The 20004-nt window shown below is 65.3% G+C and carries 18 protein-coding genes; 7 read left to right on the top strand and 11 right to left on the bottom strand.

The window, feature by feature from the left end:
* Positions 1-483: 483 nt before the first annotated feature.
* On the bottom strand, positions 484-759 hold the full coding sequence (locus tag VVR41_RS04805) for a hypothetical protein (protein ID WP_368523818.1): 276 nt from the start codon (positions 757-759) through the stop codon (positions 484-486).
* On the opposite strand from VVR41_RS04805, the gene VVR41_RS04800 reads away from it, so the two are divergent.
* Entirely contained in the window at positions 758-1624 is an 867-nt protein-coding gene (locus VVR41_RS04800) for a patatin family protein (RefSeq protein WP_368523817.1), read from the top strand. The genes VVR41_RS04805 and VVR41_RS04800 overlap by 2 nt on opposite strands.
* Here VVR41_RS04800 and VVR41_RS04795 read toward each other — a convergent pair.
* Entirely contained in the window at positions 1621-3255 is a 1635-nt protein-coding gene (locus VVR41_RS04795; protein WP_321102425.1) for a peptide chain release factor 3, read from the bottom strand. The genes VVR41_RS04800 and VVR41_RS04795 overlap by 4 nt on opposite strands.
* Before the next feature lie 95 nt (positions 3256-3350).
* Here VVR41_RS04795 and VVR41_RS04790 point away from each other — a divergent pair, with 95 nt between their 5' ends.
* On the top strand, positions 3351-3896 hold the full coding sequence (locus tag VVR41_RS04790) for an NADPH-dependent FMN reductase (RefSeq protein ID WP_368523816.1): 546 nt from the start codon (positions 3351-3353) through the stop codon (positions 3894-3896).
* Here VVR41_RS04790 and pth (VVR41_RS04785) read toward each other — a convergent pair.
* The gene (pth, locus tag VVR41_RS04785; RefSeq protein WP_368523815.1) at positions 3893-4495 is read right to left on the bottom strand and encodes an aminoacyl-tRNA hydrolase; all 603 of its coding nucleotides are present in this window, start codon (positions 4493-4495) and stop codon (positions 3893-3895) included. The genes VVR41_RS04790 and pth (VVR41_RS04785) overlap by 4 nt on opposite strands.
* An 18-nt stretch (positions 4496-4513) precedes the next feature.
* Between pth (VVR41_RS04785) and VVR41_RS04780 the strand changes: the two genes are divergently transcribed.
* Complete coding sequence (locus tag VVR41_RS04780; protein ID WP_368523814.1) at positions 4514-5416, top strand: nitronate monooxygenase; 903 nt, start codon at positions 4514-4516, stop codon at positions 5414-5416.
* Here VVR41_RS04780 and VVR41_RS04775 read toward each other — a convergent pair.
* The 3 genes from VVR41_RS04775 to VVR41_RS04765 all read right to left on the bottom strand — a co-directional run bounded on the left by VVR41_RS04775 (position 5413) and on the right by VVR41_RS04765 (position 7556).
* The gene (locus VVR41_RS04775) at positions 5413-6240 is read right to left on the bottom strand and encodes a fumarylacetoacetate hydrolase family protein (RefSeq protein WP_368523813.1); all 828 of its coding nucleotides are present in this window, start codon (positions 6238-6240) and stop codon (positions 5413-5415) included. The two genes, VVR41_RS04780 and VVR41_RS04775, sit on opposite strands and share 4 nt — an antisense overlap.
* Positions 6241-6258: 18 nt before the next feature.
* A complete protein-coding gene (gene pth / locus VVR41_RS04770; protein WP_368523812.1) occupies positions 6259-6834 on the bottom strand; it encodes an aminoacyl-tRNA hydrolase in 576 nt (191 codons plus the stop codon).
* A 68-nt stretch (positions 6835-6902) separates the two neighbouring features.
* Positions 6903-7556, bottom strand: a complete 654-nt coding sequence (locus VVR41_RS04765) for a 50S ribosomal protein L25/general stress protein Ctc (RefSeq protein WP_321101764.1) — start codon at positions 7554-7556, stop codon at positions 6903-6905.
* Positions 7557-7814: 258 nt separating this feature from the next.
* On the opposite strand from VVR41_RS04765, the gene VVR41_RS04760 reads away from it, so the two are divergent.
* Positions 7815-9287: an NAD-dependent succinate-semialdehyde dehydrogenase gene (locus VVR41_RS04760; RefSeq protein WP_368523811.1), complete on the top strand. Its 1473-nt coding sequence runs from the start codon at positions 7815-7817 to the stop codon at positions 9285-9287.
* 67 nt (positions 9288-9354) lie between these two features.
* A complete protein-coding gene (locus VVR41_RS04755; protein WP_368523810.1) occupies positions 9355-10776 on the top strand; it encodes an aldehyde dehydrogenase family protein in 1422 nt (473 codons plus the stop codon).
* Between the two features lie 5 nt (positions 10777-10781).
* Here the strand turns inward: VVR41_RS04755 and hisC are convergent, their stop codons facing one another.
* The 5 genes from hisC to VVR41_RS04730 form a co-directional block, all read right to left on the bottom strand.
* Positions 10782-11828 carry a histidinol-phosphate transaminase gene (gene hisC, locus VVR41_RS04750; RefSeq protein WP_368523809.1) on the bottom strand — a complete coding sequence of 349 codons (1047 nt, stop codon included), beginning with the start codon at positions 11826-11828 and terminating at the stop codon, positions 10782-10784.
* 24 nt (positions 11829-11852) lie between these two features.
* On the bottom strand, positions 11853-13526 hold the full coding sequence (locus VVR41_RS04745; RefSeq protein ID WP_368523808.1) for an alpha-keto acid decarboxylase family protein: 1674 nt from the start codon (positions 13524-13526) through the stop codon (positions 11853-11855).
* Positions 13527-13604: 78 nt separating this feature from the next.
* Complete coding sequence (locus VVR41_RS04740) at positions 13605-14582, bottom strand: ribose-phosphate diphosphokinase (RefSeq protein WP_321102986.1); 978 nt, start codon at positions 14580-14582, stop codon at positions 13605-13607.
* A gap of 8 nt (positions 14583-14590) precedes the next feature.
* On the bottom strand, positions 14591-16030 hold the full coding sequence (gene glmU / locus VVR41_RS04735; protein WP_368523807.1) for a bifunctional UDP-N-acetylglucosamine diphosphorylase/glucosamine-1-phosphate N-acetyltransferase GlmU: 1440 nt from the start codon (positions 16028-16030) through the stop codon (positions 14591-14593).
* 65 nt (positions 16031-16095) lie between these two features.
* On the bottom strand, positions 16096-17343 hold the full coding sequence (locus VVR41_RS04730; protein ID WP_368523806.1) for an MFS transporter: 1248 nt from the start codon (positions 17341-17343) through the stop codon (positions 16096-16098).
* Positions 17344-17420: 77 nt separating this feature from the next.
* Between VVR41_RS04730 and VVR41_RS04725 the strand changes: the two genes are divergently transcribed.
* Complete coding sequence (locus VVR41_RS04725; protein WP_368523893.1) at positions 17421-18914, top strand: multicopper oxidase family protein; 1494 nt, start codon at positions 17421-17423, stop codon at positions 18912-18914.
* A 101-nt stretch (positions 18915-19015) separates the two neighbouring features.
* The gene (locus VVR41_RS04720) at positions 19016-19717 is read left to right on the top strand and encodes a DUF3800 domain-containing protein (protein ID WP_368523805.1); all 702 of its coding nucleotides are present in this window, start codon (positions 19016-19018) and stop codon (positions 19715-19717) included.
* The last annotated feature ends 287 nt before the right edge of the window (positions 19718-20004 follow it).

Here is a 20004-nt window from a genome sequence, read left to right as displayed (position 1 = left end):
ACTGTCTGTTACATTCCGGGCATGAGCATCCTTGAAATCTTTCTAATAACGTTTTCGCTCACGATCTCGCTGTTGTACTTGCGCCAAAGCAAACAGCTGAAGGAAGTCAGCCAGAAGCTGGAAGAGCAGCGCTAGAAGCGGGTCACGGATCAAAGCTGCCTGTGACTGGACCCCGACCTTTAAAAGGCCTGTTGGCGGGCACATACGTTTCTCGGAGAGGGAAGCCCATCAGCCGCATGGCCGTGGGCTACTCCAACCGCCTCAAGAAAGGCTCATTCAAAGTATTCCGCAGCTTTGCAACTCTTGGCACCCCTCCGTTATCAGAGATGCTCCTTGGGTCACGGACTAGAATGCTCCGGGGTACAACGCGATGTTGTTACGTCACGTTGCTTGGCGATGATTGGTAGGTGTCCGCAACAAACGTTCGATGTCCGAGCCGTGCTGATGCGCAACATTAGCTTTGCGCGTTTTGACAGTTACGGATTACCGAAATGCTTCGGCGTAGCGGCGACTCAAATGGTTATGTTCGAGCATGATGCACGTCGCGGATCCACCGTGAGTACTGGTTGCATCGACCAGTTTTGGTCCGCCGTGGTGATCAGACTTTACCCTTGCGATGCGAGAGGCTTTTCGAAGCATGCCGGTTCCAAAGAGGACGTGTCGACCTTCGGCCTTCCAGATGGAACGCCTTTCCTCAACAAGATCAATCCCACCACGCACCACGCCCCAGTCGCGCTCCCGCGCTACCATCGCAAGCATGATTGACACCCGGGAGACCGCCGTCATCTTCGAGGGCGGCGGGATGCGCAACTCCTATACCGCGGCGGCGGTGGTCACACTCATTGAGCAGGGCGTGCAGTTCGGCTGGGTCGGGGGAGTGTCAGCCGGATCGTCGCACACGGTGAACTATCTGTCGGGTGACGCGTGGCGCGCCAAGCAGTGTTTCGTCGACTTTGCCAACAACCCTAGCTTCGGCGGAGTGTCCTCGCTGCTGCGCGGCACCGGCTATTTCAATGCCGAGTTCATCTACGAGAATTCCGGCGAGGACCTGCCCTTCGACTACGACGCCTTTCGTGCCAACCCGGCGGCCATGAACCTGTCAGCAACACGCGCGGACATCGGCGAGCCCGTCTACTTCACCCGCGAGGACATCCGCGTGGAAAAGGACGTCAACACCTTCGTCCGCGCGTCCTCCACGTTGCCGCTCATCATGCCCACAGTGCTTATCGACGACATCCCCTACGTCGACGGAGCCCTCGGCGAGCACGGCGGCATCTCAATTAACCAAGCCGAAGCCGCCGGGTACGAGAAGTTCCTGTTCATCGGCACCAAGCCGCGCGATTACGTGCGCCCCGAGGTGTCGCGGCCGTCGGTGGTGCGCCGCCTGTTTCGCCGCACGCCCGCCGTCGCCGAGGCAATGATTGCCAGGCCCGGCCGCTACAACGCGTCGAAGCAGCGTCTGCTCGACCTTGAGGCGCAGGGCCGCGCCCAGCTGTTCTTCCCGGACGCGATGGGGGTCAGCTCCACCGAGCGCAACGTGGCGAAGCTGCGCGCCAACTTTGCGGCCGGCGAGAAGCAGGTCGCGGCCGAGTGGCCCGCGTGGGAGGAGTTCCTTGCGGGCTAGTCTGCCACCATCGGCTGGATGGTCAGGTGGGGTAGTTCCTTCTCCACGAAGGCGAGCTTCCACTTGTCGCCGAACAGGGCGATGAGTTCGCCGTCGGTGCGAGTGAAAATCTCCACACCGCGCTGGCGGCCCAGCTCGGGCGCGGATTCAGCGTCGGTGCGCCGCGCTACGGAGTAGGGCACCGGTTCGGTGACGGTTTCGACGTTGTACTCGTTTTCCATGCGCGCCTGCATGACCTCGAACTGCATCGGGCCGACCGCCGCCATGACCGGGGCGGCGTCGCCGCGCAGGTCGTTGCGCAGGATCTGCACCACGCCCTCGGCGTCGAGCTGGTCGAGCGCCTTGCGGAACTGCTTGTATTTGCCCAGGGATTTCGCGCGCAGGGTGCGGAAGTGCTCGGGCGCGAACTGCGGCATGGGCGGGAACTGCACCTTGCGGCCGGCGTAGATCGTGTCGCCTGGGGCGAGCGCGCCGGCGTTGACCAGGCCGATGATGTCGCCGGGGAAGGCGGTCTCCACAGTGTCGCGGGTGCGGCCGAACACCGTCAGGGCGTACTTGGTGGAGAAGCTGCGCCCGGACTGGGCGTGCGTGACCTGCATGCCGCGGTCGAACTCGCCGGAGACGACGCGCATGAAGGCGAGGGTGTCGCGGTGGTTCTTGTCCATGCCGGCCTGCACCTTGAACACGACGCCGGAGAAGTCGTCCTCCAGCTCGCGGCGGGCATCCATCGCGCTTGTCGAGGCTTCCACGGCCGCCGGATCAGACGAGCGGCCCTCGGGCGCCGGGGCGATGGCGCACAGGGTGTCGAGGATCTGGTGGACGCCGAAGTTGAGCATCGCGGAGGCGAAGATGACCGGGGAGGTGATGCACTGCTCGAACAGCTCCTGGTTGTGGACTGCGCCGTCGGCGGCGAGCAGCTCGGCCTCCTCCACGGCGGTTTCCCACGCGCCGTTTTCGCGCGCGGCGGCGTCGTCAGGCGAGAAGTGCTCCTCGGGGGCGATGGTGGAGCCGCCGGCGGTGCGGATGAAGTGGATGTAGCTGTCGGCCTCGCCGTCGTCGTTGATATGCGCGAGGCCCCGGAAGTCGCCGGCCTCGCCGACGGGCCAGTACAGCGGGGTGGGCTGGAGATCGATCTCGGTGACGATTTCGTCGACAAGCTCGAGCGGCTCGCGGCCCACCCGGTCCCACTTGTTGATCACGGTGACGATCGGAAGCCCGCGCGCCTTGCACACCCGGAAGAGCTTGAGGGTCTGGGGCTCGAGGCCCTTGGCGGCGTCGATAAGCATGACGGCGGCGTCGACCGCGGAGAGCACGCGGTAGGTGTCCTCTGAGAAGTCGGCGTGACCCGGGGTGTCGACGAGGTTGATCACGTACGGCTCCGATGCCTCGGCGCCCTCGGGGAGGTACTCGAACTGCAGCGCCGAGGACGCGATCGAGATGCCGCGGTCTTTTTCCATCTCCATCCAGTCGGAGACGGTGGCCTTGCGGTTGCCCTTGCCGTGGACCGCGCCCGCCTCGGAGATGACGTGGGCGTGCAGCGCCAGCGCCTCGGTCAGCGTGGACTTACCGGCGTCGGGGTGGGCGATGACGGCGAAGGTGCGGCGGCGCGCGGCCTCGGAAAGGGTGCTCATGGGCGTCAACCTTAGTCGCCACCGGAGACGCGCCGGAATCGGTGCTTATACTGGCCCCGTACGTAAATGATGTGTCAACGAAAGTGCTGCAAAACATGGCGAAAATTGGTGTCATTCTCGGATCCATCAGGCAAGGCCGGGTCGGCGAACACGTGGCTCAATGGGTGATGGAAACCGCGCGCGGCCGCGACGGCGCCGACTACGAGCTGCTCGACCTCACCGAGTTCAATGTCCCGCTGCTTACCGCACCCACCCCGCCCGCGATGGCCGCGAAGAACTACGACGACGCGGCTGTTACCGCCTGGTCGAAGGCCGTCGACGCGTGCGACGGGTTCATCTTCGTCACCGCGGAGTTCAACCACTCGGTTCCGGGTGCGTTCAAAAACGCTGTCGACAGCCTGGGACCGGAATGGACCCGCAAGCCGGTGGCTTTCGTCGGATACGGCGCCGAAGGAGCGTCGCGCGCAGTCGAACACTGGCGCCAGATCATCGCCAACTTCTCCATGTTCGGCGTGCGCAACCAGGTTTCGCTCTCTTTTGCCGGGGACTTCTCGGCCGACGGCTTCACCCCGCGCGAGGTGAAGAACAGTGACCTCGAGCGCGTTTTGGGCGACATTGAACTCGAGGTCGCGTCGCGCTAGCGGGAGTGGATGCGGTTCTGCGCCTGGCTGATCCCCTCAGCGACGATGAGGCGCACCGCCTCGGCGGCGAGCTCGACCTGCGCGGTGACGTCGCCGTCGACCGGGGCAAGCACCCAATCCGGCACGGGTGTGCCCTTCGGCGGGCGGCCGATGCCGATGCGCGCCCGCACGTAGTCGCGCGTGCCCAGGTGCTCGCTGATCGACTTCAACCCGTTGTGCCCGTTCTCGCTGCCGCCGATGCGCACGCGCACCTTGCCAGGCGGCAGATCCAGCTCGTCGTGGAGCACGATGATTCGCTCCGGCGGGATGCCGAGCTCACGCGCCAGGGGTGCCACCGCCTCACCACTGAGATTCATGTGGGTCGTCGGGCGGGCGTAGGCGACGGCGTCGACAGCTGAGGCCGTCACTTTTATACCGTTGACCGCCGGAAGCGGGGCAGGGTGGAGGACGTCCAAGGCCATGTAGCCGATGTTGTGGCGCGTGGCCGCGTACTTCGCACCCGGGTTGCCCAGGCCGACGACGAGCCACTGAGCGCTCAGCGCGGGCCGGGGCGGGTGTGAGGAGCGGGGGCGCGAAAACCAGGAGAGGAAACCAAACACACCACCTACGATAGGGGCATGCAGTTTCCTCCGGTCGTCGCCGCCCCCATGGCGGGCGGGCCCAGCACCCCTGATCTTGTCAACGCGGTGAGCTTCGGGTTCCTCGCCCTCGGTACCTGCTCAGCGGACAGCGCCCGCGAGCAGCTCGGCGCAGTCGCCGGCGCGTACGGGGTCAACCTGTTCTACCCGCAGGACGAGCCCGATCCCGCTGCTGTCCGCCGCACGGCCGAGCGTCTCGGCGCGCGCGTGCCGCAGGCCGATGTGACCAGCGGTTTCGCGGAGAAGTTCGAGATCGTGCTCGAGGCAGCTCCCACGGTCGTCTCCTCCACATTCGGCTGCTTCACCACAGACGAGATCGCCCGGCTCCACGAGCGGGGCAGCGAAGCGTGGGTGACGGTGACCAGCCTCGACGAGGCGCGCCGGGCGGCCCAGCGCGGGGTCGACGGCGTCATCGCGCAAGGCCCGCTCGCCGGCGGGCACCGCGGCACGTGGGACCAGCGCGATGATCCGGACTCCCGCCCGCTTGAGGATCTCCTGGTTCAGATCACCCGCGCCGTTGACGTGCCCGTCATCGCTGCCGGGGGAGTGCGCGACGCGGACACGACGGCCGCTCTGCTCGACCTCGGCGCGGTGGCGGTCGCGTGCGGCAGCGCGTTCTTGCTTGCCGACGAAGCAGGCACCAGCAAACCCAACCGCGCCCTGCTTCGCGCCGGCGGGCGCAGCGTGTCCACGCGCGCCTTCTCCGGGCGCTGGGCGCGTGGTGTCGAATCCGAGTTCACCCGCTCGCACACCGACATCCCGCCGATCTACCCGTACCTGAAGCCAATGGTGGCGGACAACCCGTACTGCCTGGTGGGGGCGGATTTTGCGGGCCTGATCGAGGGGCCGGCCGCCGAGATCGAGGCGACGCTGACCCCCTAGTGGGCTTCGACCACGCGGGTGGTGTTCTCAATGTGCCCGAGTCCCTCGATGGACACGCGCACCGTGTCGCCGTCGCCTAGGTAGCGGCGCGGCGAGCGGGCGTGGCCGACACCTTCGGGGGTTCCGGTGGCGATGACGTCGCCAGGGTTGAGCGGGTAGATGTGCGAGACGAACTCGATCAACGCGGCCGGATCGAACACGAGGTCGTCCGTGGGCGCCGTCTGGACCGTTTCGCCGTTGAGCTGCGTTTCCAGCTGCGGTCCGGGCTGCCACTCGGTGTCCAGCCACGGGCCGAATCCCGCCGTCGCCTCGAGGGACTTGCCCTGGTGCCACTGCTGGGTGCGGTACTGGAAGGTGCGCTGCGTGTAGTCGTTGATGATGGCGTACCCGGCGATGTAGCTGGGCGCGTCCTGGCGCGTCACGTGGCGCGCACGCTTGCCGACGACCACCGCCAACTCACCTTCGTAATCGAGCGTTTCCGCGTTGAAGGACGGCACCACGGCGTCGTCGTAGGGGCCGATGAGCGCGTCGGCGAACTTCACAAACAAGGTGGGCACATCTGGGCGGTCGTGGCCCATCTCCTCGATGTGCTTGGCGTAGTTGAGGCCGACGCAGATGATCTTGCCCGGAGAGGGGACGACGGGGCCGAGGGCGTCCGGGGTGACGTCGATGGCCGGGCCGTCGTGCTGGGCTGCGTCGCGCCAGGCGGGGTCGGCGAGCAGGTTGCCGACATCTGAGTAGCCGGGCAGCACGACCGCCTGTGAATCTGAGGTCAGGCGAGCCGCCGCAGTGGAACCGTTGGTGCGCAGGGTCACAAGTCTCATGCCCCCTTACGCTACCTGCTAACGCTTCTGCGCGGACGCCCGAATGATCTCATCGGCCGCGTCGGCGGCGGCGATGGCCAGGTCCGTTTCCTCCGCGCGGGTAAACGGCTTGAGCACGTAGTCCGCCGGGGCCATGCGGCCGGGCGGGCGGCCGATGCCCACGGCGAGCTTGACGTACTCGCGCGAGCCCAGCGAGGCGGTCAGCGAGCGCAGCCCGTTATGGCCGTGGTCGCCGCCGACGCGCAGCTTGACTTCGCCGAGCTCGAGGTCCATGTCGTCGTAGATGGCCCAAATATCGCCGAGCGTGACCCCGAAGTAGGCGGCGAGAGCCTTGACCGGCCCACCGGAGACGTTCATGAAGCTGCGCGTGCGCGCCAGGATTACCCGGCGATCAGGCAGCAGCCTGCCGGCGGAAATCTCGGCGATCTCAGTGTTGGTGCGTTTGTGCACCGCCAGCTGCGCAGGCACCGGGCTGACCCGGTCCAGCAACTCGTCGAGCACATGCACGCCCGCGTTGTGGCGGGTGGAGGCGTACTGGGGGCCGGGGTTTCCCAGACCGACGATCAAAAGGGGAGAGTCAGACACGAGCCCCATCGTACGAAACCCCCGCACCTTCTCCGGAAAGGAGGGTGCGGGGGTGCGTGCGGTTAAGCGAGTGGTGCTTACTGGGAAGCGCCCTCGTCGCCCTCGCCGCCGTCGGCGATCTCGACGTCGTGGGCGTTGTCCGGGTTCTCCTCGTTCGCGGCTGCAGCAGCCTCGAGCTCAGCGTCCTCCTGGAAGAAGGTGACGTTGATGACGAGAGCCTCGGGGTCGGTGATGAGGGTGGCACCGGACGGCAGGGTGATGTCGGCGGCGGTGATGGTGTCGCCGATCTCCTTGCCCTCGATGGAGACGGTGATCTCTTCCGGAATGTGCAGGGCGTCGACCTCGATCTCGATGACGTCGGCCTCCTGGAGGACCACGGCGTCGGGGGCAGCCTCGCCCTCGGTGACGACCGGGACCTCGACGGTGACCTTCTCGCCGCGCTTGACGCCGAGGAGGTCAATGTGGTCGATGTCGAGGGTCAGAACGTTTTGGTCGACGTGCTTGACCATGCAGAGCAGCTTCTCGCCCTCGAGGTCGAGCTCGAGCACGGCGTTGGTGCCCTCGTTGCGCACGAGTGCGGTGAACTCGATGCGGTCCACGGAGAAGTGGTGGTTGTCGGCGCCAGCTTCGTACATGACGCCCGGGATCTGGCCGGCGCGGCGCAGGCGGCGTGCCGAGCCCTTACCGAACTCCTCGCGCTTGGTTGCCTTGATTACCTGAGGTGCGGACATGTCTGCTCCTTCAATCTTGTGAGTGAGGTTCAGGCCACAGGAAAAGCCTGCGACCACTTAACGGTGCAAATCTCGTCGAGTGATCGCAGGCTTAGAAAAATAAGTCTGGATTCGCATCGCGTCGATAACGGCCCCAAATGTAAGGCCCTCGCCGAGACCCCTACACAATAGCAGGGTGTAGTGGCCGGCCCAAACCAAAGCCGCCGGTGGTAGACCGGTGACCAATCAGCCCTTTCAACACAGGTGAGGAGCACCGCGATGGTGGATATCAAAGACCTGCTCGGCACGGTGGAAAAGCGTCTCTACATTGGCGGCGAGTGGCGCGACGGTTCAGCCGGGGAGACGTACGACGTGGTCAATCCGGCCACGGAAGAGGTCCTCGCCACCATGGCCTCGGGCACACGCGAGGACGCGCTAGCGGCTCTCGACGCAGCCCACGCGGTCCGCGGTGAATGGGAGCGCACCAACCCGCGCACTCGCGCGGAGATCCTGCGCAGGGGATACGACCTCGTCATCGAGCGCACCGAGGAGTTCGCCGCATTGATGACCCTGGAGATGGGCAAGTCCTTGGCCGAGGCGAGAGGCGAGGTCGCCTACGGAGCCGACTACCTGCTGTGGTTCTCGGAGGAGGCGAACCACTTTTTCGGCTCCACGAACTACTATCCGGCGAAGGGCGCGCGCATGCTTACCGTGCACAAGCCGGTTGGTCCGTGTTTGTTGATCACACCGTGGAACTTCCCGTTGTCCATGGCCACCCGCAAGATTGCCCCGGCGCTCGCCGCCGGTAACACCGTGATTATCAAACCGGCCAAGCTCACTCCGCTGACTATGCAGTACTTCGTGCAGACCATGATCGAGGCGGGCGTTCCCGCCGGCGTGATCAACATTGTCTCTGCGCAGTCAGCCTCAGATGTCTCGGAGCCGGTCATGGCGGATCGCCGCCTGCGCAAGATGTCGTTTACCGGTTCTACCCCGGTGGGCTCAACACTTATGGAGCTTGCGGCGCAGAACTTGCTGCGGGTCTCGCTGGAACTGGGCGGCAATGCCCCAGCCATCGTCTTCCCGGACGCGGATATCGACGCTGCGGTCGAGGGCGTCAAGGCGGCGAAGATGCGCAACATCGGCGAGGCGTGCACCGCGGCGAATCGCATCCTCGTCCACGAGGAGGTAGCCGAGGAATTTACGGAGAAGTTCGTGGCGGCGATCTCCGCGCTGACGGTGGGCAACGGCATGGACGAGGGCGTCGACGTCGGCCCGCTCGTTGAGGCCGCGGCGGTTGAGCGTATGGCCGATCTTGTCAGCGACGCCGTCGCCCACGGCGGCACCATCCGCTGCGGTGGAAAGGCCGTCGACGGCCCGGGTTTCTTCTTCGAACCGACGGTCATTACAGGTGCGTCTACCGATGCCAGGGTGTTCCGTGAGGAGATCTTCGGCCCCATCGCGCCGATTTTCACCTTCTCCACCGAAGCCGAGGCGTGGGAGATGGCCAACGACACCGAGTACGGCCTGGCCTCCTACGTGTTTTCGGAGAATCCCGATTTGCTGTTCCGTGCCTCCGACAACCTGGAGTTTGGCATTGTCGGCTTCAATTCCGGCGTGGTTTCGGACGCGTCGATCCCGTTCGGCGGTGTGAAAGCCTCCGGCATGGGCAGGGAGGGCTCCCGGGAAGGCATGCTTGAGTACACCGAGGTGCAGCACATCGGTGTGCGCGACCCCTACGAGCGCACCTAGTGGGACTGCGCTGCATCTTGTGTAACGATGGAGCGCACACTCTTTCCGTTATCAAGGAGAAAACTGTATGGCCCACCCCGTCTACTCTTCCTACGCCGAGCTTCTTGCCGCGGTTGACGCCGGCGAGGGCGGCCGCGAGATTCTCGATCCGGCCACAGGGGAGCGCGTTGGTTTTGCGGACAATCACACGGTAGGCGACCTCAACGCCGTGCTTGCGCGCTCCAGTGAGGCGTTCGCGTCTTTCCGCACCACCTCCCACGAACAGCGCAGCGCGATGCTTATGGCCGCGGCCGACGCCCTCGAAGACAATGCTGAGTACCTGGCGCAGCTGCTCTCGCGTGAGCAGGGAAAGCCGCTCAACGGTCCCAACGCGCGCTTCGAGGTCGGCGCCTGCGTCGCGTGGCTGCGCGCCACCGCGTCGCTTCAGCTCGAGCCGGAGGTGCTTGTCGACGACGGCACGACCTACTCCACCCTGACCTACCGCCCGCTCGGCGTGGTCGCGGCGATCGGCCCGTGGAACTGGCCGATGATGATTACGGTGTGGCAGATTGCGCCGGCTCTGCGTATGGGCAACACGGTCGTGGTGAAGCCGAGTGGCTACACCCCGCTGTCGGTCAAGGCCCTCGTGCAGCTCATCGCTTCGGCCTTCCCCGAGGGCGTTGTGTCCTACCTTTCCGGCTCCCGCGAGGTCAGCACCGGGCTGACCACGCACGAGGACGTCGCGAAGATCATGTTCACCGGCTCGAACCCCACCGGCCAGAAGATCATCGAGGCCTCCGCGCCCACCTATAAGCGCCTTACGCTGGAGCTCGGCGGCAACGACGCGGGCATCGTGCTTGACGACGTCGACCCGAAGGCCGTCGCCGAGGACATCTTCTGGGGCGCGTTCATCAACACCGGCCAGACCTGTGCTGCGCTCAAGCGCCTCTATGTGCCGGAGTCGATCTACGACGATGTTGTAGATGCTCTTGCAGACGTCGCCCGCGAGGTCCCGATGGGACCGGGCATGGACGAGGCCAACCTGCTCGGCCCGCTGCAGAACAAATCCCAGTACGACATCGTTGCCGACCTGGTGCAAAAGGCCAAGGACTCCGGTGCCCGCGTCGTCCTCGGCGGCAACCCGGATGCCGAGCAGACCGGGTACTTCTACCCGACGACCCTGGTTGCCGACATCGACCCGGACAACCCGCTCGTCGTCGAGGAGCAGTTCGGCCCGGCGCTGCCAATCGTGCGCTACTCCACCGTCGAGGAGGCCATCGAGATGGCCAACTCCCTCGACGTTGGACTGGGCTCCTCGGTGTGGTCGTCCGATCGCGACCGCGCCCTCTCAGTCGCTGAGCGCCTCGTCGCGGGTACGACGTGGATCAACTCCCACGGCGGCGTCGACCCGCGCATCCCGTTCGGTGGTGCGAAGCACTCCGGCTACGGCGTGGAATTTGGCGTGGAGGGCCTGAAGGGACTCGGCCAGCCCCACGTCATCACCATCTAGCGCGCTTAGGACCGCACGGCCTCCCAGGCGCGGAGGAAGGCGTCGGTCTCCTCCGCGTTGGTCACGGTCACGCGCACTCCCTCGGGGAAGGCGCGGACCAAAAGGTCGTTGTCCGCCAGCTTTTCGGCGAGCTCCTGCGGGGAGGAGTCGAGCGACTCAGCCGGGATCCACACGAAGTTGGTCTGCGACTCCGGCGAGCCCATTGGCGCGAGCACCTCATGCACCCGGGTGCGTTGGGTGGCAGTGGTGTCCACACGCTGCTGGAGCTCCTCCGTGAGCTCGAGCGACGCGAGGGCGCCCGTTTGCGCCACCGAGCTGACGCTGAACGGGACAGCGACCTTGTTCAGTGCCTCGATAATCTCCGCGGCGCCGAAGGCGTAGCCGACGCGCGCACCGGCCAGGCCGTACGCCTTGGAGAAGGTGCGCAGCCCCACGACGTTGGGGTGGGAGACGATCTCCTCCGTGGCTACCGGTGAGGTACCGGAGAGGTTGTACTCGAAGTATGCCTCGTCCAGCACCACGATGATGTCCTCGGGCACCGAGTCGATGAACCGGTTCCACTCCTCGGTCGTGATCGTCGTCGCGGTGGGGTTGTTCGGGTTGCAGACGAAGATGAGCTTGGTGCGCTCCGTCACGGCAGCCGCCAGCCCATCTAGGTCGACGCGGTGGTCCGCCGTCAGCGGCACGGCAACAGGGTTGGCCCCGGCGATGCGGGCGAAGATGGGGTAGGCCTCAAATGAGCGCCACGGAAAAATGATGTCGTCGCCCGGCTGCGCGACGATGGTGACCAGCTGCTGGCACAGGGCGGATGAGCCGGTGCCCACGGCAACCTGCTCGAGCCCCACCCCGAGGTGGCCCGCCAGCGCAGTGCGCAGGTCGAGCGCGCCCATATCTGGGTAGCGGTTGATCGTGTCGAGCGAGTCGGCCATTGCGGCCTTTACCGACGGCAGGGGGCCCTCGGCGATCTCGTTCGAGGACAGCTTCACCGCAGTCTCCTTGCGCGCGCCCGGCACGTAGGCGGGCAGCTGGGACAGGTCGGGGCGGATCTTCATGCGTAGGCTCCTTTGCAGTGGTAGTTAGGGGTTGCGCGGGCCGCGGGGGCCGTAGTCGAAGTCGGCGGTGGCGGGGCCGAAGGCCTTGAGCGCTGCGGGGGCGTCGTACGGGTCGAGGTGCAGCTCGATGAATGCCCCGTAGTCAGCGTCCGCGACCTCAGCCAGGACGGCCTCGAGTTCGCCCTCGGTGTGCACCTGATACGTCGTCATGGTCGTGTCGGCCTTGAATACACGCGGTAGCTCGCCGAACTGCCAATTCTGGATGTCGTTGTACTCCTGGTCCATGCCGAGGATGTAGCGCTCGATGGTGTAGCCACGGTTGTTCACCAAGAAAATGAGCGGCTTCAGGTCCTCGCGCACGATAGTGGACAGCTCCTGGGCGGTGAGCTGGAATGATCCGTCGCCGATAAACAACATGTGCCGGCGGTCGGGCGCGGCGAGCATAGCTCCCATCAGAGCCGGGAGAGTGAATCCGATCGAGCCCCAGATGGGCGAGTTGATGTAGGTGACCCCATCCGGCAGGCGCTGCGGGCCAAGCCCGATGTTGGAGGTGCCAGCCTCGGCCACGACCACGTCGCCTTCTCGGATGAAGTTGGCCAGGCGCGGCCACAGGCGCGCCTGGGTCAGGTTGGCGGAGTCCTCGACGCTGTACTCCGGGGCCGGGTGGGGTTGCGCGAGCTCCCCGTCGGCCTCCGGAATCTGGGCAGCGATGTCTTCGAGCACTTCGAGGGAGGTGATACCCACGATGAACTCGCCACCGAGCACCATGTGCTGGTCGCCGAAGTTCACCACGCCGGATTCCGGCAGGTCGTGGGTGAAGCTGCCGGAGTTGACCTCGATGAACCGCGGGTTGGTGGTGACCAGGAAGTCCGAGGACTCCACCGCCTCTTGCACCCCGGGGGCGGAGGCGGCGCCGTTGTAGGTGCCTAGGCACAGCGGGTGGCGCTCGCTGAGCTGCGCCTTGCCCGAGGTCATGTGGGCGTACGGGATGTGGGCGCGCTCGATGATGCGGCGGAACACATCGGTGAAACCATGCCGGTCGGTGTCTTGGTCGATGAGGAAGACCGGGTTCGTGGCGGCAGCAAACGCCGTCAAGAACTTCTCGACGGCCGTCGCACGGCGCTCAGCATCACTCGGCGGCAGCTCGACGTTAAACGGCGCATCCGGCACCTCGACCTCGAGGTGGGTGATGTCAGAGGGGATCTGAATGTGCACGGGTCGCTTTTCGCGCACGCAGGTGCGCAGCGCGCGGTCGACGTCCTCGACCACATTGATGGGGGAGACACGGATGGCCACCTCGGTGAAGGGGCGGAACGCGTCGAGCATGTTGTCGTAGTCGCCGTCGGCAAGCGTGTGGTGCAGGTTCCAGCGGTACTCGGTGGCGTACAGCGGTGGTGCGCCCGCGATCGAGATGACGGGGACGTGCTCGGCGCGCGCGCCGGCAATTCCGTTGAGCGCGGAGAGCTCACCCACGCCGTAGGTGGTCAACAGCGCGCCGACGCCGTGGAGGCGGGCGTAGCCGTCAGCGGCGTAGGCCGCGTTGAGCTCGTTGCACGTGCCGACGAACCGCAAGGTCTCGGACGCGTCGATCTGTTCCAGAAAGCTCAGGTTGAAGTCGCCCGGGACACCGACGATCTCGGTGATGCCGAGCGCGGTAAGGCGGCTGATGATGAAGTCGCCGATCGTCATCGTAGCCATGATGATCTCCTTGTTTGGGGTAGAGAAAAAGGGGCCGGGCTGGATCAGCCGGCCCCTTCGTGATGGTGCGGGGTGGTACTACGCCTGGCCCTCGAACAGCGTGGTGACGGAGCCGTTCTCGAAGATCTCGCGGATCGTGCGGGCAACCAGCGGCGCAATCGAGAGAACGGTGAGGTTGTCCCAGCCTTCCGTGGACTGCGGCAGAGTATCGGTCGCGATGACCTCCTCGGCGCCGCACTTGCTCAGACGCTCGCGGGCCGGGCCGGAGAACACGCCGTGGGTGGTGGCGATGAGCACGGACTTCGCGCCGGCGTCCTTGAGTACGCCGACGGCGCCGGCGATGGTTCCGCCGGTGTCGATCATGTCGTCCATGAGGATGCAGTCCTTGCCCGCGACGTCACCGACGACACGGTTGGACACGACCTGGTTCGCAGCGTCGATGTCGCGGGTCTTGTGGACGAAGGCCATGGGGGCGTCGCCAAGCGTGTTGGCCCACTTCTCGGCGCTCTTGACGCGGCCGGCGTCCGGAGAGACAACGCAGAGGTTGTCCAGGGGGTACTTGGACTTGATGTAGTCCGTGAGGATCGGCATCGCGTGCATGTGGTCGACCGGGCCGTCGAAGAAGCCCTGGATTTGGTCGGTGTGCAGATCGACGGAGACAATGCGGTCCGCACCGGCAGCGGTGAGCAGGTCGGCGACGAGGCGAGCAGAGATCGGCTCGCGGCCGCGGTGCTTCTTGTCCTGGCGCGCGTAGGGGTAGAACGGCAGGATCGCGGTGATGCGCTTGGCAGAGCCGCGCTTGAGGGCGTCGATCATGATCAGCTGTTCCATCAGCCACTGGTTCAGCGGCTGGGTGTGCGACTGCATGACGAAACAGTCGGCGCCGCGAACGGACTCCTCAAAGCGGATGAAGATCTCGCCGTTGGCGAAGTCGCGCGCGGTGGTGGGAACGAGGTCGATACCCAGCTCCTTGGCCACAGCCTCAGCGAGTTCGGGGTGGGCGCGCCCGGTAAATACCTTCAGGTTCTTCTGGTTCTCGGTGGAATAACCGGTCATCGTGTTCCTTACTTCTCGCGTGCGTTCTTCGCGGCGTTGGCCGCATCGGTGCCGGGGCGGTTTTTCTCCACCCACCCCTCGATGATGCGCTGGCGGCCCTCCTTTAAGGCGAGCGCGCCTGCGGGCACATCGTCGGTCACTACTGTACCTGCGCCGGTGTAGGCGCCGTCACCGATGGTCACGGGTGCGACGAATATCGTGTCGGAGCCGGTGCGGCAGTAGTCACCGATGGTGGTGTGGTGCTTGTTCACCCCGTCGTAATTGGCAAAAACGCTGGATGCGCCGACGTTGGAGCCGCGGCCCACGGTGGCGTCGCCGATGTAGGTCAGGTGCGGGACCTTGGACTCGGGGCCGATCTTCGCGTTCTTCGCTTCGACGAAGCCGCCGAGCTTGCCGCCCTCGCCCAGCTCAGTGCCGGGGCGGATGTAGGTGAACGGGCCGACGGACGCGCCGGCGCCGACGACGCCGAGCTCGCCCTGGGTGCGCACAACCTTCGCGCCCGCGCCGATCTCCATGTCGGTCAGCGTGGTGTCGGGACCGATCTCGGCGCGATCGCCGATGGTGGTGGAGCCCCACAGCTGTGTGTTCGGGTGGATGACCACGTCGCGGCCGATTTCGACCTCGACGCCGATCCAGGTGGTGGCCGGGTCGATCACGGTCGCACCCTCGCGCATTGCGCGCTCGACGGTGCGGCGGTTGAGCTCCTTGCCGGCTTCGGCGAGCTGGACGCGGTCGTTGACGCCGGCGAGCTCGCGGGCGTCGGGAGCCGTGAAGGCTGTCACGGTCTTGCCGTCGCCGCGGGCGATGCCGAGGACGTCGGTGATGTAAAGCTCACCCTGGGCGTTGTTGGAGTCGATCCGGGTCAGCGCGTCGCGCAGGGTGGCGGCGTCGAAGGCGAACACACCGGAGTTGACCTCGTGGACGCGCTTCTGCTCGTCGTTGGCGTCTTTTTCCTCAACGATGGCTTCCACCTCGCCCGCGGAGTTGCGAATGATGCGCCCGTAGCCGGTGGGGTTGTCGAACTCGAGGGACAGGACGGTGACGGCTGCTGCGGCGCTGCGGTGGGCGTCGACAAGCTTCTGCAGCGTCTCACCGGTCAATAGAGGAACGTCGCCGTTGGTGACCACGACGGTGCCGGTGAAATCCGGAAGCGCGCCAAGGCCGACCTGGACCGCGTGGCCCGTGCCGTTCTGCTCCTCCTGCACCGCCTGGGCGATGTCGATGCCCATCTGCTCAGCGATCGAGTCAACGGCGGGGGAGACCTGGTCGCGCTGGTGGCCCACAACGGCGACAACGTGTGCCGGGGAGATGGACGCAGCTGCGTGCAGGGAGTGGGACAGGAGGCTGCGGCCCCCGATCTCGTGCAGCGTCTTCTGTGTTGCGGACTTCATGCGGGTTCCCGCACCCGCGGCGAGGACAACAACTGCACACTCGGAGTGGGTAGTCACTCGGAAATTCTCCTTTGGTGGGGGTGATGAAAGATTCACCACAGCATAACGCTTAGCCCCCGCATCTAGCCCCCGCGATGAGAGACGTCTTTGAGCCTGCCCGCGCCGACCACACCCACGACGCCGACCACGGCGAGGAAAAGCAGGACCGCTTCCGGGCCGAGAACCGCAATAAGCGAGGACACCGCGCCCATTACAAGCAGCACGACACCCATGACGGTGTTCGACGCCCCCGTAATCATGGTGCGGCGTGCACCGTCGGCCATGTCGACGAGGTAGGTCTTGCGCGCCACCCGCACCGTCGTGTGCGCGAGGTTAACCAGGAAGTATCCGGCGGGCATCACCCACGCATTCACGCTTGGCGACGCCCACTGTGCGCACGCCACGAGCACCACGAGGACGGCTGCGGCCACGCCCGCACCCACCCCCATCGCGTTCTTGGAGGAGCGATCCGACCAGACACCGGAGATACGCCCGCCGATCAGCGCCGCGCCGCCAGAGGCGATAACGAAGGCTCCCAGGCCGGTAAGATCCTGGCCTTCTTGCCGCGCGAGCACCACGATGAACGGGGCGGACAGGGACGTGACCAGCATCAACGAGCGGACGATGAGGAACTGGCGCAGCTCCTTGTCGTCGCGGACGAGGTCGATTGTCGCGCGCAGCCATCCCGCGTCGAAGGTTTCGACCGTGTGCCCACCGGGCGGTTCCTGGATGCGCGCGAACACGGCCGTGGCGACGAACCATGTCGCCGCACCCCCGGCAAGCAGCGCCACGATCGCCCAGTGAGGCAGCTGTGCAGGAAGGAAGCTCAACCCCAGCCCGATTGCCAGGGTGAAGAAACCCGACAGTGCGGTTGCCCGGCCCGTGATGAGGCCGCGCTGGCCCTTTCGGATTGTCCGGCCCTGAACGTCTTTGCCGGTGATCGAGCAGACGGCGCGGAAGACGGAAAGCAGTGCAAGCAGGAAAACAACGGCAACGCCGAGTGTGACGCCGGTCAGCCACGCTGCGGCGAGGGCGATGCCTGCGGCTGAGATGCCCTGGCCGATGGAGCCGAGCAGCCAGATGCGTTTGCGGTTGGCGTGCGCGCTGATCCGGGGGCTCAGCGCCGCCTGCGGCAGCATCGATCCCGACTCACGGATGGGCACGAGGAAAGCGGTAAACGCCGCCGGGACGCCGGCTGCGGTGAACAGCCACGGCAGCACGGACTTCGCCGCGACGATCTGGTCGCCAATGCCTTGCATGCCGTTTGACCAGATGAAACGGCGTGCGTTGGCGTCTTGGTGGGGAAGAGGTGGCGGATGGGGGTCACTCATGGATGCACATAGTAGGGTCGAAATTGGAATAAATCAGATAAGTACAGGCTAAGAACGCGAGGAGAGTCGCCGTGGAAATGTCGCGCCGGATGTTCTTCAAGGGAATCGTCATCGCTACGGCGGGTGTCGCCGCCGCGTGCGCGCCCGGAAACGGGCCGATCCGTGGACAGGAGACACCGCAGGGTGCTGACGCCGAACCGCGCCCGCTGCCCATCCCGCCGCTGTACACAGGCGAGCTTGACGGCGACACTCGCAGCTTCGAGCTGACGGCTCAGAAGGGCCAGTTCGAGATCCTCCCCGGTACTACCACCGACACCTGGGGCTTCAACGGCGCCTGGCTCGGCCCGACGCTGTATATGCGCCGCGGCGAGAAGATCAACATGACCGTCCACAACGAGGTCGATGAGCCCACGGTGGTGCACTGGCACGGCGTGCACCTTCCGGCCGCGGCCGACGGCGGCCCCGCGCTCGCGTTTAACCCCGGTGAGAGCTGGAACCCAACCTGGACCGTGGACCAGCCCGCCTCGACCTGCTGGTACCACCCGCACACCCACGGCGTGTCCGCGTTGCACGCCTACCGTGGGCTGGCCGGCGGCCTCGTCATCGCCGACGAGGCCGCGGACAACGCCGGACTGCCGAGCGACTACGGGGTCGACGACATCCCCGTGATCATCACCGACGCCAAGTTCGATGGCGACAACCTCGACGAGACCATCGATCCGACCTACGGCCTGCTGGGCAACACCCCGGTCATCAACGGCATCACCAAGCCCTTCTTCCAAGCCGAGCGCAACGTCGTGCGCCTGCGCATCGTCAACGGCGCCACCATGCGTCTGCACAACCTCAGCCTGGGAATCCCCATGCACGTGGTGGGCACGGACCAGGGGCTTCTCGACGCCCCCATCGAAGTCGACTCCATCCTCTTGACCCCCGGCGAGCGCGTCGAGGTGCTCGTGGACCTTGCGGCCAACGAGACCTTTACGCTGCGCTCCATCGGCGTGCCCAACAACGGCGGGCTGCAGGAGGGCGAGATTGCCGACGGCTTCGGTCTGAACGAGCGATTCGACCTGCTCGAGCTGCGCGGTCCGGCCGAAGTGACGGACCCGTCGGGCATCACGGTCAACCAGCTAGTGGCGATGGACACGCTCGACCCCGCAGGAGCAGTCGAGCGCGAGTTCCGCCTCAACGGTTTCCAGATCAACGAACAGTCGATGGACTTAAACCGCGTCGACTTCGTGGTGGAGAAGCCGGGGCCGGAGGTGTGGACAGTGACGAACGAGAACGCCGACTGGCCGCACAACTTCCACATCCACAACGCCCGGTTCCAGGTCCTCGGCATCGACGGCGGTGAACTGGCATTCACCGCCGGCTGGCACGACACCATCGACATCCCGCCGCTGTCCACCGTGAAACTGCTCGTGGACATCGGCTTCTACCCCGACCCCACGCACGCCTACATGTACCACTGCCACATGCTGTTCCACGAGGACAGCGGAATGATGGGGCAGTACGTCGTGGCGGAGCCGGGGCAGACTGTCGAGCTGAAGCAGCCTGGGGAGCACGGGCACTAGAGTTGGAACGTGCGCGTCGCGATCGCTGGATCGGCCGAAAGTGATCCAGCAATCGACGGCACGTGAGCAGTTGACCGGCGACCCTACATCGGGAGTTTCGCATGTTCCGGCTCTACGTAGATGAGTCTTATCAGCACGATCACTACTACGTCGCGGGTGTTCTCGTCGATGAGAAACAAGGAAACATCCTTGCGTCGAGGCTTGATGAGCTAGCTGAGAGCACCCGAGTGCGCAGCGGATGGTCCTCGCCTCCGGAGTTTCACGGCCACGCATTGATGAATGGGCTCGATGATTGGGCCGCTCTACACGGCAAATTCGGTGCTTGCGTCTCGATTTATCAGAAGGTAATGCACGCTATCCAGAATTGCGGCGCCAGAATCTACCTCGAGGGGGTCGACGTAAGGCGACTCAATGCGCGCTACAAATATCCCGATAGTCCGCACGAGGTAGCTCTCCGGCACCTGCTGGAGCGAGTTAATGAATACTGCGCACGAAACGGTGAGATGTGCGAGATCATTGCGGACACCGTGCCGCACCAGGACGAATTCAACGAAGCGATTCAGAGCTTCGTGAGAGTCTCAACGCCGGGTTATCGCAGCCAGAGGCTGCTCTGCATCAATGGAGACATCGAATTCGTGGACTCCCGAAATAGCAGAGGCGTGCAGGCTGCCGATATGGCTGCCTACATCCTGCGTCGAGACCGTGAGGAGAAAACAGCGAGTAAGTCGGCGCGTCGGGCTACGGCAAGACTGGTGAAAGCATTGGGGCCATCTGTGGTCCATCAGCGAAAATGGATGCCCTAGGCCAAAAAGCGGGCTAAGGGCCAAAAAGCTCTGGAGCCTACGCGGCTCCAGGCGACAACGTTCCGGTAACCGGCTCGTCGTGGTTCCACTGTATCCCGCCTCCTGAGCGGGGGTCAATATTTCAGCGCGGCGAGTGTGGAGTCCAACTCTGCACGAACCGGCTAGGTCGCGATCCTGCCTTCACGCCGGGAACCGAGAGGATTGGCTGAGAATTCCTTGGATATGTCGCGAAGCTGTGGCATACGCAGACCAATCGTTAAGAACTCCAGCCCGCGTTCCCCAATTTC

It is taken from the genome of Corynebacterium sp. LK2510 (assembly GCF_040946405.1).
GTDB lineage: Bacteria > Actinomycetota > Actinomycetes > Mycobacteriales > Mycobacteriaceae > Corynebacterium.
Note: the sequence above shows the minus strand (reverse complement) of the source record. Positions and strands in the feature narration are given on the sequence as shown.